General features: G+C 74.5%; 11 protein-coding genes. 4 read left to right on the top strand and 7 right to left on the bottom strand.

Going from position 1 to position 15,216, the window contains the following annotated elements; translation table 11 throughout:
* Nucleotides 1-4 precede the first annotated feature (4 nt).
* The 5 genes from AB0N04_RS00055 to AB0N04_RS00035 form a co-directional block, all read right to left on the bottom strand.
* Nucleotides 5-1,312 carry a DUF3533 domain-containing protein gene (locus tag AB0N04_RS00055; protein ID WP_360222061.1) on the bottom strand — a complete coding sequence of 436 codons (1,308 nt, stop codon included), beginning with the start codon at nt 1,310-1,312 and terminating at the stop codon, nt 5-7.
* Nucleotides 1,313-1,745: 433 nt separating this feature from the next.
* The gene (locus tag AB0N04_RS00050; protein ID WP_360222064.1) at nt 1,746-2,780 is read right to left on the bottom strand and encodes an isocitrate/isopropylmalate family dehydrogenase; all 1,035 of its coding nucleotides are present in this window, start codon (nt 2,778-2,780) and stop codon (nt 1,746-1,748) included.
* Between the two features lie 126 nt (nt 2,781-2,906).
* Nucleotides 2,907-3,545, bottom strand: coding sequence for a 3-isopropylmalate dehydratase small subunit (leuD, locus tag AB0N04_RS00045; protein WP_360222067.1), 639 nt, complete (start codon nt 3,543-3,545; stop codon nt 2,907-2,909).
* 118 nt (nt 3,546-3,663) lie between these two features.
* Nucleotides 3,664-5,061: a 3-isopropylmalate dehydratase large subunit gene (gene leuC / locus AB0N04_RS00040; RefSeq protein ID WP_360222070.1), complete on the bottom strand. Its 1,398-nt coding sequence runs from the start codon at nt 5,059-5,061 to the stop codon at nt 3,664-3,666.
* Nucleotides 5,058-6,260, bottom strand: a complete 1,203-nt coding sequence (locus AB0N04_RS00035) for a pyruvate carboxyltransferase (protein ID WP_360223447.1) — start codon at nt 6,258-6,260, stop codon at nt 5,058-5,060. The genes leuC and AB0N04_RS00035 overlap by 4 nt, the downstream gene beginning before the upstream one ends.
* A 305-nt stretch (nt 6,261-6,565) precedes the next feature.
* Between AB0N04_RS00035 and AB0N04_RS00030 the strand changes: the two genes are divergently transcribed.
* On the top strand, nt 6,566-6,904 hold the full coding sequence (locus AB0N04_RS00030; protein WP_360223449.1) for a hydroxyisourate hydrolase: 339 nt from the start codon (nt 6,566-6,568) through the stop codon (nt 6,902-6,904).
* Here AB0N04_RS00030 and AB0N04_RS00025 read toward each other — a convergent pair.
* Nucleotides 6,877-10,128: a BTAD domain-containing putative transcriptional regulator gene (locus AB0N04_RS00025; RefSeq protein WP_360223156.1), complete on the bottom strand. Its 3,252-nt coding sequence runs from the start codon at nt 10,126-10,128 to the stop codon at nt 6,877-6,879. The genes AB0N04_RS00030 and AB0N04_RS00025 overlap by 28 nt on opposite strands.
* 321 nt (nt 10,129-10,449) lie before the next feature.
* Nucleotides 10,450-11,793, bottom strand: coding sequence for a class II 3-deoxy-7-phosphoheptulonate synthase (locus tag AB0N04_RS00020; protein WP_360223153.1), 1,344 nt, complete (start codon nt 11,791-11,793; stop codon nt 10,450-10,452).
* A gap of 195 nt (nt 11,794-11,988) precedes the next feature.
* Here AB0N04_RS00020 and AB0N04_RS00015 point away from each other — a divergent pair, with 195 nt between their 5' ends.
* Genes AB0N04_RS00015 through trpD form a run of 3 tightly spaced genes read left to right on the top strand, consistent with a single transcriptional unit; the run spans nt 11,989 to nt 15,161 of the window.
* Nucleotides 11,989-13,488, top strand: a complete 1,500-nt coding sequence (locus AB0N04_RS00015) for an anthranilate synthase component I family protein (RefSeq protein ID WP_360223150.1) — start codon at nt 11,989-11,991, stop codon at nt 13,486-13,488.
* Complete coding sequence (locus AB0N04_RS00010) at nt 13,485-14,060, top strand: aminodeoxychorismate/anthranilate synthase component II (protein ID WP_360223147.1); 576 nt, start codon at nt 13,485-13,487, stop codon at nt 14,058-14,060. The genes AB0N04_RS00015 and AB0N04_RS00010 overlap by 4 nt, the downstream gene beginning before the upstream one ends.
* Before the next feature lie 39 nt (nt 14,061-14,099).
* Nucleotides 14,100-15,161, top strand: coding sequence for an anthranilate phosphoribosyltransferase (gene trpD, locus AB0N04_RS00005; protein ID WP_363362805.1), 1,062 nt, complete (start codon nt 14,100-14,102; stop codon nt 15,159-15,161).
* Nucleotides 15,162-15,216 lie beyond the last annotated feature (55 nt).

The following is a 15,216-nucleotide window of genomic DNA, read 5'->3' as shown; positions in this document are numbered from 1 at the left end:
CGGTTCACCCGGCCTGCGGGGTCCAGCGGTGCAGGCCCTTGCGGTCGTAGTAGCGGGTCATCCCGAAGCCGAAGGCCAGCGCGAGCACGGTGCCGATCACGATCATGATCCAGGCCCGGGTGAGGCCCGCGTCCGCCCGGGCGTCGAAGAAGAGGATGGCCCGGATGCCGTCGCTGAGCTGGCGCATCGGCTCGAAGGTCGCCAGGAAGCGGTAGAACCCGGGCACCGCCTGGAGCGGGATGGTCGCCCCGGAGGACGGCAGTGCGAACGCGATGAAGACGAACATCGACACCAGCTGGCCGATGCCGCCGAAGGCCGCGTTGATCGCCTGGACGCCGAGGCCGACGGCCAGGCTGGCGCAGTAGGCGAACACCCAGAGCAGTCCCTGGTGCGGGGCGTCCATGCCGAGCAGGGTGATCGAGCAGAGCATCACCAGGGTGGTGGTGAGCAGGGTGATCCCGGCCGTCATGACCATCTTCAGCAGCAGCGTCTGGGTGCGGCTGATCGGGACGGTCGGCCGCCGGGTGTGCCAGGGGCCGAGCTCGCTGTCGCTGTAGCCGAGCGCCGTGTCGACGCCGTTGTGGATGATGTTGCCACCGATGAAGCCCATCAGCACGGCCAGCAGCGTGTAGTAGAAGGCGGTCAGGCCGAGCCCGCTGTGGGTGCCGATCGGGTGGCCGACCCGGGTGGTGACGGCGAGCGGGTCGGCGAGCAGCAGCCGCGCGGTGGGGCTGGTGTCGGGCCCGCCCGTGCCCTGGTCCCCGGCGGGCGGCAGGGCGGCGGTCAGCTGCTTGCCGACCGCCAGCGAGGCCTGGTGGGCCGCGGCCTGGGTGGTCTGGGAGGCCAGCGAGGAGCCGAGGCTGCCGAGCCCGGGGTTGGTCAGCACCGTCAGGGTGGGCTGCTCCGTCGCCCGCCCGGCCGCCAGGGCCTCGACGGCGGGGGTGAAGTCCGCCGGGACGACCAGCGCGCCGTAGACCTTGCCGGTGGCCAGCTGCTCGTTCGCCTCGTCCGGGTCGACCTGGCGCCAGTCGACGGTGCCGGCCGGAGTGTTCGCGACGACGGCCCGGGTCAGCTCGGTGCCGAGGTTCGTCTCCCGGCCCGGCGGGGGCGCGTTGCGGTCGGCGTTCACCAGGGCGATCGGCAGCCGGTGCAGCTGCCCGACCGGGTTGACGATGCCGCCCATGTAGAGCAGCGAGAGCACCACGGCCACCAGCCCGCACAGGACGGCGGGGACGATCCAGAGCTTGGGGCGGCGGGCGAGCACGAGGGCCCGCGCCTGCGGGGGACCTCCCTGGGAACCTGCGGAGGCCATGCCTGCCACCCCTCGGGTCCGGGCGGCAGCCTGGTGCTGCGGCCGGTGCGGTGGGAAGTCGTTCCGTGGCGGCCCCGTGGCCAAACCCGCGTCACCCGATCCGCCCCGTGGGGGTCGGCGGGGGCCCGGGCGGGCGCGCCGGCCGGCGTCGATAGCGGGCCGATGGCCGGGGCTGCCAGGCTGCAGCCGTCCCTACCCCGCTGCCGACCGGCCGCCGTCAGGACTTGGAGTCAGTTCGAGATGACCGAGCACACCGCGTTCCGCACCGCCGGGATCCGTACCGCCGCCTTCCGCACCGCCGCCTTCTGCGCCGACCACCGGTCGGGCGAGCACAACCCCTGGGGCTAGCCCGCCGGAGCACGTGCACCGACCGCGGCGGCCGCCGTGGTCGGTGGGGCGACCACGGCGGCGGCAGGGGGCCGGTGGGGGTGCGTCAGGCCCTGAGGGCGGCCCGGACCGCGGCGCCGGCCTCCTTGGTGCCGAGGGTGCCGCCGAGGTCCGGGGTGCACGCGCCCTCGCCGACGGCGGTGCCGACGGCCAGCTGGACCGCCTTCGCCTCGGCCGCCCAGCCCAGGCGCTCCAGCATCAGCGCGGAGCTGAGGATCGCGCCGAAGGGGTTGCCGATGCCCCGGCCGGCGATGTCGGGCGCGCTGCCGTGCACCGGCTCGTACAGGCCGAACCCGGTCGCCGGGTTGATGTTGGCGGAGGCGGCGTTGCCCAGACCGCCGGCCAGCATGGCGGCCAGGTCGCTGAGGATGTCGCCGTAGGAGTTGTTGGTGACGATGACGTCGAACTGCGACGGGTCGGAGATCAGCTTCATCGCCGCGGCGTCGACGTAGAGGTGGGTGGAGCGGATGCCGGGGTTGCGGTCGGCGGCCGCCCGGAAGGCCCGCTGCCAGACCTGCCCGCCGTGCCGCACGGCGTTGGACTTGTCGACCATGCAGACGCCGCGCTCGGCGATCGAGTAGGCGTACTCCATCACCCGCGAGACGCCCATGTGGGTGCTGACGTCCGCGTCGATCGCCATCTCGTGCTCGGTGCCGCCGCGCAGCACGCCGCCGATGTCGGTGTAGAGGCCCTCGGTGTTCTCCCGGACGATCACGGCGTCGATGCCGCGGGTCCGGTCGTCGCGCAGCGGGCTCAGCCGCTCGTGCAGCAGGGTGGCGGGGCGGTGGTTGACGTAGAGGTCGAGGTCGAAGCGCAGGCGCAGCAGGACGCCGCGGCCGTAGTCCGAGGTCTTCACCCGGGGGTCGCCGATGGCGCCGAAGAGCACCGAGTCGCTGGCCCTGATCCGTTCGAAGTCCTCGTCGGACAGGGAGACCCCGGTCCGCAGGTAGGTGTCGGCGTTGACGTGGTCGAGGACGTCGAACGCGAGGTCCAGGCCCAGCGCGTCGATGGTCTCCAGGGCCTCCTGGGTCACCTCGGGTCCGATGCCGTCACCGGGGATGACGGTCACTGTCTTGGTCATGGGTCTCACCGTTTCTGGGGTGGGGCCGGCCGGTTCCGGGTCGGGCCGGCCGGGCCGGCCGGGGTCGGGCGGGGTCACCGCCGCACGGCCCGGCGTCTCGGGCGGGGGCGCCGCGGGCGCCGGTGGTCAGGAGGCCCGGCGCTTGCGCGCCGCCTCCGGGGAGGAGAGGGCTCCGCGGGTGATGCTGGTCATCCAGGCGGGGCGGCGCTGTTCGAAGGCGGCGATCGCGTCGGCCTTGCGGAGGGTCACGTCGATGTCGTCGAGGCCGTTGAGCAGCAGCCAGCGGGCGCGGTGGTCCGCCTCGAACTCCCAGGTCCCGCCGGCGGCGGTGACGGTGAGCGCCTCGAGGTCGACGGTGATCCCGAACTCCGGGTCGGCCTGGGCCCGTTCGGCGAGGTCGGCGACGACGGGCACCGGCAGGGCGACGGCCAGCAGGCCGTTCTTCAGCGCGTTGCGCAGGAAGATGTCGCCGAAGCTGGTGGCGATGACGGCCCGGAAGCCCCAGTCGCGCAGCGCCCACACGGCGTGCTCGCGGGAGCTGCCGGTGCCGAAGTTGTGGCCCGCCACCAGGATGCTGGCGTCCTGGTGCTGCGGCTGGTTCAGGACGAACCCGGGCTCCTTGCGCCAGTGCCCGAACAGGGTGTCGGCGTAGCCGGACTTGGTGAGCCGCTTGCAGAACTCGGCCGGGATGATCTGGTCGGTGTCGACGTCGTCCCGGGAGAGCGCGACGGCCCGTCCGGTGTGCGCCGTGAGCGGCTCCCTCATGCCTGTGCCCCCTGCTGGTCGGTGCGCGCGGTCGGCGCGGTCGGGTCGGACGGACGGATCCGGTCGGACGGACGGATCCGGTCGGACGGACGGGTCGGGCTGGTGCGCCCGGCGGCGCTCACAGCTCGGTCGGCGCGGCCAGCCGGCCGACGACGGCGGTGGTGGCGGCGACGACGGGCGAGACCAGGTGGGTGCGGGCGTGGGTGCCCTGCCGGCCCTCGTAGTTCCGGTTGGAGGTGGAGGCGACCCGCTGGATGCCCTGCAGGCGGTCGGCGTTGATGCCCATGCACATCGAGCAGCCGGACAGCCGCCACTGCGCGCCGGCGTCCAGGAACACCTTGTGCAGCCCCTCCTCCTCGGCCTGGGCCCGGACGGCCATCGAGCCGGGGACGACGAGCATGGTGATGCCGTCGGAGACCTTGCGGCCGCGCAGCACGTCGGCGGCGGCCCGGAGGTCCTCGATCCGGCCGTTGGTGCAGGAGCCCAGGAAGACCGTGTCGATCCGCACGTCGCGCAGGGCGACCTCCGGCTCCAGGCCCATGTACTCCAGGGCCCGTCGGGCGGCCTGCTGCTCGGCGGCGGTCGCGAAGGTCTCCGGCGCCGGCACCGCGCCGTCCAGCGGCACGGCCTGGCCGGGGTTGGTGCCCCAGGTGACGAACGGCCGCAGCCCGGTGACGTCCAGCTCGACGACGCGGTCGAAGGCGGCGCCCTCGTCGGTGCGCAGCGAGCGCCAGTGGAGCTCGGCCTCGTCCCAGTCGGCGCCGGTGTCCGCCCAGCGCTCGCGCAGGTAGTCCAGCGTGGTGTCGTCCGGGGCGATCAGACCGGCCCGGGCACCCGCCTCGATGCTCATGTTGCAGACCGTCATCCGCCCCTCCATGGAGAGGTTCTCGACGGCCCGGCCGCGGTACTCGATCGCGTAGCCGTTGGCGCCGTTGGCACCGATGTGCGCGATGAGGGCGAGGATCAGGTCCTTCGGGGTCACGTCGGCCGGCGGCTCGCCGAGGAACTCGACGGCCATCGTCCGGGGGCGCGGGAGCGCCAGCGTCTGGGTGGCGAGGACGTGCTCCACGTCGCTGGTGCCGACGCCGAAGGCGAGCGCCCCGAAGGCGCCGTGCGTGGAGGTGTGGCTGTCGCCGCAGACCACGGTCATCCCGGGGCGCACGAAGCCCAGTTCGGGCGCCACCACGTGGACGATGCCCTGGTGGTCGTCGCCCAGCGAGAAGAGCTCGATGCCCTGCTCGGCGCAGTTCTCGCGCAGCCGCTCCAGCTGGGCGCTGCCCATCGCGTCCTTGACCAGCAGCGTGTTGGTGGGCACGTTGTGGTCTTCCAGGGCGAGGGCGAGGTCGGGCCGGCGGACCCGGCGCCCGGCCAGCTGCAGGCCGTCGAAGGCCTGCGGGGAGCTGGCCTCGTGGAGCAGGTGGAGGTCGATGTAGAGGAGGTCGGGCTCGCCCGGGGCCCGGTCGACGACGTGGCTCTCCCAGACCTTCTCGATCAGGTTGCGCGCGGTGCCGCTCATCGCCCGGCCACCGCCATCCCGGCGGCGTCGGCGGTGCGGCGCAGGCGGCCGGCGATGATCTCGCGCAGTTCGCCGAGCTCGACGCAGGTGCCGTCGGCGCGGTCGGCGATGTAGGTGTCGTAGATCTCGTCGAGCAGGTCGCGCTCGGCGCCGAGGCCCATCTGGTCGAACAGGTTGCGGACCACGGTGCGCCCGGAGTGCCGGCCGATGAGGATTCCGCGCTCCCGGCCGAAGCTGTGCGGTTCGACGTACTCGTAGGTCACCGGATTGCGCAGCATGCCGGCCTGGTGGATTCCGGCCTGGGTGGCGAAGGCGTTCTCGCCGAAAATGGCCTTGTTGCGCGGGGTGGACATTCCGATGATGCGGGCCAGCAGCTGATAGGCCGGGTAGAACTTCTCGGTGCGCAGCACGCTCGTGACGCCCAGCTGCTCGCCCTTGTAGAGCAGCACGGCGGCGAGCTCCTCCAGCGGGGTGTTGCCGGCGCGCTCGCCGATGCCGGCGATGGTGGCCTGCACCTCGTCCGCGCCCGCCGCGACGCCGGCCAGGGCGTTGGCGAGGGAGAGCCCGAGGTCCTGGTGGCAGTGGGTGGACAGGATGACGTCGTCGGGTATCCAGGAGCGGACCCGGGCGACCTGCGCGCCGAACTCGGCCGGGAGCAGGCAGCCGGTGGTGTCGGCGAGCGCCACCGTGCGGGCGCCCTCGGCGATGCCGGCCTCGATCATCGGGCGCAGCAGGTCGTCGCTGCCCCGGCTGGCGTCCTCCAGGCCGAGCGTGATGTCGGTGAAGCCCAGCTCACGGGCGAACCGGATGCTGTCGACGATCTCGTGGAGGCCCTCGGCGCGGGTGAGGCCGCGCTTGTGCTCCAGGTGCACGTCGCTGCCGGTGGCCATGATCTGGATCTGGTGGCCGGTGCCGGCGGCCTCGGCGGCCAGCTCGATGTCCGAGCGGACCGCCCGGTTGAGGGTGGCCACCTTGGCGGTGGTGAGCGCCCCCGAGATGAGTCTCGCCGCCTCGAAGTCGCGCGGTGACGAACTCGGGAAGCCGGCCTCGATGGTGTCGACGCCGGTGGCCTCGATGGCGAGGGCCAGCTCCAGCTTCTGCTCGGGGTTCATCGCGTTGCCGGGGGCCTGCTCGCCGTCGCGCAGCGTCGAGTCGAACACCCGGAGCCGTCGTGCGGTGGGGACGGATTTCGAGGACATGGGTATTTCCGCCTCTTTCGGGAACGCCACCGGACGGACGCCCGGACGGGGGTCGCGGTGTGCGGCGGCGGGTGAATGTGGCTGGCAGCGGTGACTTTACTGGGCGGGAATGAGCACCCGTCAAGACTTTTCAAACAAATAAGCATTCGATGGCGGGCCGATAGCGCGGCTGCCGACAATAGGCTCGACGCGCCCTTTTCCCGATGCATCGTGTACTGAGGTAAGGAGTGGTTATTCATGGCCGACATTCCGGGTGGACCGCGCAGGTCGTCGCCGTCGTCACGCGTGGAACGGGTGGGCTGAGCATGGGGAAGGTCATCGTCGAAGCGCTGGACGGCGTCCACGGGCGCTCCGCCGCCGGACTCGACGCGCGGCTGGAGTCGCTCGTGGACGACGAGTGGGTGCCGGTGGTCGAGCGCAGGACCGACGCGAGCGGCCGGATCGACGAGTGGGGCGGGACGGACGGCGGGCGGGGCCTCTACCGGCTGGTCTTCGACGTCGACCGGTACTTCACCGCACTCGGCCTCTGTACCGCGCACCCCGAGGTGGCGGCCACCTTCCGGATCCCCGACGGCGGGTCAGGGCACCGGGTGAACCTCACCCTCTCGCTGAACCACTACGCGGTGGCGTTCGTCGCCGACTGAACGGGCTGAACGGGCTGAAGGGGGTGAACGGGCTGGGCGGGGCCGGCGGGCTGGCCGGGCCGCCCGGGCTGGGCCGCCGGGCCGGGCGGGGCGGGGCAGGCCGACCGGACGGGGCGGGCGGACCGCGGCGGCTGGGCCCTCGGGTCCGGCCGGGCCCACCGCCCGGGCCGGGCGGTGTCCGGCCCGGCCTCCGTCGGAGGGGCCGGCCCGGCCGGCCCGGGCTGACCGGCGGCCAGCCGGGCCGCGCGCAGCAGGTCGAGCGTGCGGGCCTCCTCGGCCGGTGTGCGCATCAGCCGGAACACCAGCCGGGCCCGTCTGAGGTGCTCGGCGGCCCGTTCGGCCTCGCCGGTGCCGAGCGCCAACTCGCCCAGGGTGACCAGGATCCGGCCCATGATCAGGCGCTCGTTGGCGGCCTCCGCGAGGACCAGGGCGCGGTGCAGGGCGTGCGCGGCCTCGCCCGTCTCGCCGAGCCGGTGCCGGGCCGCGCCGATGCCGTGCAGCGCGTAGATCTCACCGGTGTGGTCGCCGATCAGCCGGACCACGTCGAGGGCCTGCGAGAAGGCCTCCAGGGCCCGGTCGTGGTCCCCGCGTTCCAGGTGGCTCTGGCCCATCCGGTGGAGCACCTGCGCCTCGACCCGGCGCCCGCGCCCCTCCCGGCTCAACCGCAGTGCCTCGTGGAGCAGTTCGGCGGCCCCGGTCTCGTCCCCCGCCCCCAGCCTGAGCTGGGCGAGGTTGTGCAGGACGTAGGCGACGGCCACCGAGTCGCCGCCGGCCCGCAGCACGGTGAGGGCCGCCTGGTAGTGGCGGGTCGCCTCGTCGGGCCGGCCGTCCACCCGGGCCAGGTAGCCGAGGCCGCGGGCGGTGAGCGCGGAGCCGAGGTCGTCGCCGAGCTCGGTGAAGATCCCGGCGGCCTGCCGGAAGCGCTCCTCGGCTGCGGCGAAGTTCTGCCGGGTCAGGGCGAGCGAGCCGAGCGAGTGCAGCGTGGCGGCCTGGCCGAGCCGGTCGCCGCCCTTGCGGGCCGCGGCGAGGGCGAGTTCGTGGGTGACCCGCCAGTCGTCCAGCCGGCCGTGGGTCTCCAGGAAGGTAACCGCGGTGACGGCGAGCTCCCAGCAGTGCGCGGTGAGGCCCATCACGGCCGCCTGTCTGACCCGCGCGACGAGCATCGGGCGCTCGCGGGAGAACCACAGCAGCGGTTCGGCCAGGATGCGGTCCACCGTGCGGTCGGGCAGCGGGTGCAGCGCGGTGCCGCGGCCGCGGATCAGCACGTCCCGCCCGTACTCGCGCCGGCGCGCCTCGACCAGCAGGTGGAGGAAGCAGCCGAGCACCCGGGTCAGCGCGGCCTCCCGGGCCTCGGCGCCCTCCTCCGCCACCAGGCGCTCGCGCGCGAAGACCCGGATCAGGTTGTGCAGCCGGTACTGGGTGTGGCGCCCGGGCGCGGCGGCGACGGCGTCCAGCAGCTGGGCGTCGGAGAGTTCGTCGATCAGGTCCTGGACCCGGTGCTCGGGCAGGTCGAGCAGCGCCATCCCGACCCAGGCCGAGAACGGCCCCTCGTCGACCAGGGCGAGCCTGCGCAGCAGCCGCCGGGCGTCCTCGCTGACGCCGTCGTAGGTCAGCGACAGGCCGGCCCGGATGCCGACGTCGGCGTACTTGAGCTCGTCGAGCCGGCGGGTCTCGTCCTCCAGGCGCTCCGCCAGCTCGGTGAGCTCCCAGTGCGGCCGGGCGGCGAGCCGGGCACCCGCGATGCGCAGCGCCAGCGGCAGGTGGCCGCAGAGCTCGGCAAGCGCCGCGGCGGCCGCCGGCTCGGCGGCGACCCGCCCGGGGCCGGCGATCCGCCCGAGCAGTTCGGCCGACTGCCCGGGGGCGAGGGTGGGCACGTCCACCCGGACGGCCCCGGCGAGGCTGCCGATGTGCCGCCGGCTGGTGACGATCACCGCCGACGTGGGCTTGCCGGGCAGCAACGGGGTGATCTGGTGCTCGGTGGCGACGTTGTCCAGGACGATCAGCACGCGGCGTTCGGCGAGCAGCGCGCGGTACATCTCGGCCCGTTCCTCCAGGCCCTCGGGGACGGCGGTGCCGTTGACGCCGAGGGCCCGCAGGAAGCGCTCCAGGACCTGGGCCGGTCCGACGGTGTCGGGGGCCGCGCCGTGCAGGTCGGCGAAGAGCTGCCCGCCGGGGAACTCGGCGGCGATCTGGTGGGCGGCGTGGACGGCCAGGGCGGTCTTGCCGACCCCGGCCTTGCCGACGACGGAGACGACCGGGACGGCCAGCCGGGACTGCTCGTGGGAGCCGAGCAGGAGCCGCTCGCGCAGCCCGGCGAGCAGGTCCTCGCGGCCGGTGAAGTCCGCCAGGTCGGCGGGGAGCATCTCGGGGACGGTGACGGGGGCCGCGGGGGCGGTGGGTGCCGTGGCGGCGGGCGGGCCGGCGGGCGGGCGGCCGGCCGGGGCGGCGGACGGGCCGGTGCCGGGGAGGTCGAGCCGGGGGTCGGTGGCGAGGATGGCGTGCTCGAGCCGCTTGAGCCGCGGGTCCGGCTCGACGCCGAGCTCGTCGATCATCCACTGCCGGGCGTCGCGGTAGACCCGCAGCGCCTCCGCCTGCCGCCCCGAGCGGTACAGCGCCAGCATCAGCTGGCCGCGCAGCCGCTCCCGCAGCGGGAACTCGTCGACCAGGGAGAGGAGTTCCCCGACGACCTCGCCGTGCCGGCCGAGCGCGAGCTCCAGCTGGAGGCGCTCCTCGGTGGCGGCCGCCCACTGCTCGGTGAGCGCCGTCGCGGCGGAGCGGACCACCTCGCTGGGCAGGCCGCCGAGCGGGTCGCCGCGCCACAGCACCAGCGCCTCGCGGAAGAGCTCGGCGGCCTCGGCCCGCCGCCCCCGGTCGCGCAGCGGCCGCGCCCGGCCGACCAGGGCGCGGGCGCGCAGCAGGTCGAGCTGGTCGTCCGCCACCCCGATCAGGTAGCCCTGCGGGTGGGTGGTGATGACGTCGGAGAGGCCGTGCGCGGCGAACAGCCGGCGCAGCGCGGAGACGCTGATCTGGAGCTGCGCGCGGGCGGTGGCCGGCGGCGCCTCCTCGTACAGCGCCCGGACCAGGCGCTCCACGCTGACCACCCGGTTGGCGTCGAGCAGGAGGGCGGCGAGCACCGTCTGCTGGCGGATCCCGCCGAGGTTCAGCGGCCGCCCGTCGACGAGCGCCTCCAGCGGTCCGAGGATGCGGAAGGCGACCGACGGCACGGGTGTCCCGCCGCCGTCGTGGCGTATGCCGGAATCAGGTCGGTGCCCCACCGTTTCCACTCCCCCCAGAGGAACAGGCGCAGATCGCAAGGCACTCTAAGGACGGGCTCGTCAACGGGTCAACGAATTTCAGTTCTCCTGAAAACACGCCGACGGCAGGCCTGTTCCCCGCACCCGCCCACCGGGGTGGCGGGACCGAATTGCGGGGGGAATTGCCGAATGGCCGGGGTCGGCGCGCACCGCCCCGGCCGTCGCGTGCCGCCGGGGGCACCGGGCGCCGGCGGGCACGCTCGCGCGCCGGGGCCCCCGGCGCCCCCGGGGTCAGCCCTTCATCAGCTCCGCGACCCGGAAGGCGAGGTCCAGCGACTGGCGGTGGTTCAGCCGCGGGTCGCAGGCGGTCTCGTAGCGGTGGTGCAGGTCCTCGGCGCGCACCCCGTCCCCGCCGCCGAGGCACTCGGTCACGTCGTCGCCGGTGAGCTCCACGTGGATGCCGCCCGCGTGCGTGCCCAGCTCCCGGTGCACCGCGAAGAACCCGGCCACCTCGTCGAGGATGTCGTCGAACCGGCGGGTCTTGCGGCCGTCCTCGGTCTGCACGGTGTTGCCGTGCATCGGGTCGCAGATCCAGGCGACCTGCGCGCCCTCCGCCGCGACCTTCTCGACCAGCGGCGGCAGCAGTTCGCGCACCCGGCCGGCGCCCATCCGCGCCACGAAGGCCAGCCGGCCGGGGCGGCGCTCGGGGTCGAGGCGGTCGACGTAGCCGAGCACCTCGTCCGCGGTGGTCGCCGGGCCGAGCTTGACGGCGACGGGGTTGCGGACGCCGGCGAAGTAGGCGACGTGCGCGTCGTCCAGGCCCCTGGTCCGCTCGCCGAGCCAGAGCAGGTGGCCGCTGGTCGCGTAGTCCGCCCCGGTGCGCGGGTCGGTGCGGGTGAGGGCCTGCTCGTAGTCCAGCAGCAGCCCCTCGTGGCTGGCGAAGAACTCGGCCTCCAGCAGCCCGGCCGGGTCGCAGCCGCAGGCCTGCAGGAAGCGCAGCGCGCGGTCCACGCCGTCGGCCAGCTCCTCGTAGCGCCGGCCCTCGGCGGAGTCCTCCAGGAAGCCCCGGTTCCACTGGTGCGCCTGGTACAGGGAGGCGCTGCCGCCGGCCGCGAAGCCGCGCACCAGGTTGAGGGTGACGGCCGACGCCTCGTACATCCGCCGCAGCCGGGCCGGGTCCGGGCGGCGGGACGACTCGGTGAAGTCCGGGCCGTTGACCGCGTCACCACGGTAGGAGGGCAGGCTGACGCCGCCCCTGGTCTCGTCCGGCTGGGAGCGCGGCTTGGCGTACTGCCCGGCCAGCCGGCCGACCTTCACCACCGGGACGCCGCCCGCGTAGGTCAGCACCACGGCCATCTGCAGCAGGGTGCGCAGCTTGGCGGTGACCGCGTCGGCGGTGAGGCCCGCGAAGGTCTCGGCGCAGTCGCCGCCCTGCAGGACGAAGGCCTCGCCGCGGGCGACGGCGGCCATCCGGTCGGTCAGCCGGTCGCACTCCTCGGCGAGGACCAGGGGCGGGGCGGCCGTCAGGTCGGCGACCACCTCGCGCAGCGCCGCCCGGTCCGGCCACTGCGGTTGCTGGGCCGCCGGGAGGGAACGCCAGGCGGCACGTGCTCCGGTCTGCGGAATTCGATTCATCACGGCCCTCGGATGGGAACGGAAATCGCTGGCCCGCTCATTGCAGCCCGGCCGCGGAAAGAAGGTCAAGCGTCGACGAATTGGCCTGCCTCCGCACCGGAGAACTGGTCTGACCGCCTTCCCGGAACAACGGATTGACTGGAGACCATTCGTCCACCGGCCGTACCCAGCCGGCCTTTCACGATGAGGATTCCGATGCCAGACGCGCCATCGCACCCTCCGTTCGCCGTCCGGCTCGGCGCCGTGCCGCTGCCGTCGCACGACCCGCTGGAGCTGTACACCCGGCTGAGCCGGCGGCACGGTCAGGACGAGGTCTACCTGCTGGAGAGCCTCACCGAGTCCGGGCGGCCGGGCGGACCGGCCGTCGTCGGCTGCGGCCGGCTCGCCGAGATCCGGCTGTACGGCTCCCACCTGGAGATCGACGGCGCGGCGGAGCTCGCCGCGGGCCTGCGGGCGGCCGCCCTGGCCGCGGGCCTCGCCCCCGCCGCCGGCGCCCCCGGCCGGCTGGCGGCCGACGACCCGGCCAGGACCTGGGAGTTCCTGCGGCGCGCGCAGGCCCTGTTCGCCCCGGACCGGGAACTGCCCGGCGACCGCTTCCACTTCGGCTTCCTCGCCCGGTTCGGCTACGACGCCGCCTGGCACATGGAGGACCTGCCGCCGCGGGCGCAGCCGCCGGCCCGCCCGGACGCCGTGCTGACGCTCTTCCGCGACGCCGTCCGCTACGACCCGGCCGGACCGCCGGTGCTGCTGAGCGCGGACTGCCCGGCCTTCGACGGGCAGGGCCGGTACGACGTCCCGGGCGCCGCCCGGGAGGCCGCCTGGCAGGACCCGCCGGCCGCGTGCCCGCCCGCCGTCCGCCCGCGGTCGGTGCAGGACAGCGTGGACCGCGACACCTTCCACGGCTGGGTCGAGCGCTGCCTGGAGCACATCCGGGTCGGCGACATCTACCAGATCCAGGTCGGCCACCGGATCGACGTGCGCACCGCGCTCACCCCGGTCGAGGTCTACCGGCGGCTGCGCTCGCGCAACCCCTCCCCGCACATGTACCTGCTGCCGAACGGCGGGGGCACGCTGATCGGGGCCAGCCCCGAGCTGCTGTTCCGGATCGAGGACGGCCGGATCGTGATGCGCCCGATCGCCGGCACCACCCGCCGCGACGCGGACGAGGAGGAGAACGAGCGGCGGATCAAGGCGCTGCTCGCCAGCCCCAAGGAGCAGGCCGAGCACGTGATGCTGGTCGACCTCTCGCGCAACGACATCAGCCGGGTCTGCCGCCCGCACACCCTGGCCGCCGACGACCTGATGGTGGTGGAGACCTTCTCGCACGTCTTCCACCTGGTGTCGACGGTCAGCGCCGAGCTGGAGGAGGACGCCGACGTCTGGCGGTCGCTGTGCGCGACCTTCCCGGCCGGGACCATGACCGGCGCGCCGAAGCTGCGCGCCATGGAGATCATCCACGAGATCGAGCGGGAGCCGCGCGGGGCCTACGCGGGCGCCGTCGGCCTGATCGACGTCGGCGGCTGGAGCGAACTGGCGCTGTGCATCCGGACGATCGCGCACGACGGGGCGGTGTACTCCGTGCAGAGCTCGGCGGGGATCGTCGCCGACTCCACGCCCGAGGGCGAGTGGAACGAGACGCTGGCGAAACTGGGCGCCGCCTACTGGGCCCTGACGGGTGAGGAGTTGACGGCGTGAAGGTTCTGCTGGTGGACGCGCGGGACAGCTTCGTCCACATCATCGACCAGTACCTGCGGGCGCTCGGCGCGGACACCGAGGTGGTCCGCTCGCACACCCGCACCCCGGAGCAGCTGGCGGCCTCCGGGCCGGACGCGGTCGTGCTCGGCCCCGGCCCCGGCCACCCGGCGGCCTCCGGGCACGTCGAGCTGGTCCACCACTTCGCCGGGCGGGTGCCGCTGCTCGGCGTCTGCCTGGGCCACCAGGCGATCGGGCTGGCCTTCGGCGGCCGGGTCGAGGTCGCCGACCGGCTGATGCACGGCCGCACCAGCACCGTCACCCACGACGGGCGCGGCCTGTTCGCGGGCCTCGGCAACAGCCTGACCGCGACCAGGTACCACTCGCTGATCGTCACCTCGCCGCTGCCCGAGGAGCTGGAACTCACCGCCACCGCTGACGACGACGGCTACGTCATGGGCATGCGCCACCGCAGCCTGCCGATCGAGTCGGTGCAGTTCCACCCCGAGAGCATCACCACCACCGGCGGGATGCAACTGCTGGAGAACTTCCTCGCGGCCGGCGTCGGCCGCTGACCGCGCCACCGGGAAACGACGAGCGGAAACGGGTGCCCCGTGACTGGGAATTCTGACACGCGAGACTGGCCGCGGCTGCTCGCGGCACTGATCGCCGGAACGGACCTGAGCGCCGCCGACACCGGCTGGGCGATGGACCGGGTGATGCGCGGCGAGGCGGCCCCGGCGCAGCTGGCCGGCTTCCTGGTGGCGCTGCGGGCCAAGGGCGAGACCGCCGAGGAGGTCGACGGGCTGGTCCGGTCCGCCCGCGAGCACACCGTGCGGGTGGACGTGCCCGGGCCGACGCTGGACATCGTCGGCACCGGCGGGGACGGCGCGAAGACCGTCAACGTCTCCACCATGGCCGCGATCGTGGCGGCCGCGGCCGGCGCCCGGGTGGTCAAGCACGGCAACCGCTCGGCCTCCTCGGCCTCCGGCTCGGCCGACGTCCTGGAGCGGCTCGGCATCGCCCTGGAGCTGTCGGCGCAGGAGGTGGCCCGCTCGGTGCGCGAGGTCGGCATCGGCTTCTGCTTCGCCCCGGCCTTCCACCCCGCCTTCCGCCACGCGGCCGTCGCCCGGCGCGAGTTGGGCGTGCCGACGGCGTTCAACGCGCTGGGCCCGCTGACCAACCCGGCCTCGCCGACGGCGATGGCGGTCGGCGTCGCCGACCCGCGGCTGGGCCCGCTGATCGCCGCCGTGTTCGCCCGCCAGGGCGTCGACGCGCTGGTCTTCCGGGGTGACGACGGCCTCGACGAGCTGTCCGTCGCCACCACCTCGACGGTCTGGTCGGCGACCGGCGGGGAGGTCGTCGAGGAGCGGCTCGACCCGCGCGGGCTCGGCATCCCCACCGCGGCTCCGGACGCGCTGCGCGGGGGCGACGCGGCCCACAACGCGGAGGTGGTGCGGGCCGTCCTGGACGGCGCGCGCGGGCCGGTGCGCGACGCCGTCCTGCTCTCCGCGGCGGCCGGCCTGGCCGCGCTGGAGCCGTCGCGGCGGCCGGTGTCCGAGCGGCTGGCCGCGGTGCTGCCCCGGGCCGCCGAGGCGGTCGACTCGGGCGCGGCGGCGGCGCTGTTGAAGCGCTGGGTCGAGGGCTCCCGGCCGGGCGCGCCGCGGGCCGGCTGAGCGCTACCGGCCGGGCGGGACGCCGACGGGCCGCGCGGACCTCACCGGAGAGGTC

Source organism: Kitasatospora sp. NPDC051702 (assembly GCF_040681575.1).
GTDB lineage: Bacteria > Actinomycetota > Actinomycetes > Streptomycetales > Streptomycetaceae > Kitasatospora.
Note: the sequence above shows the minus strand (reverse complement) of the source record. Positions and strands in the feature narration are given on the sequence as shown.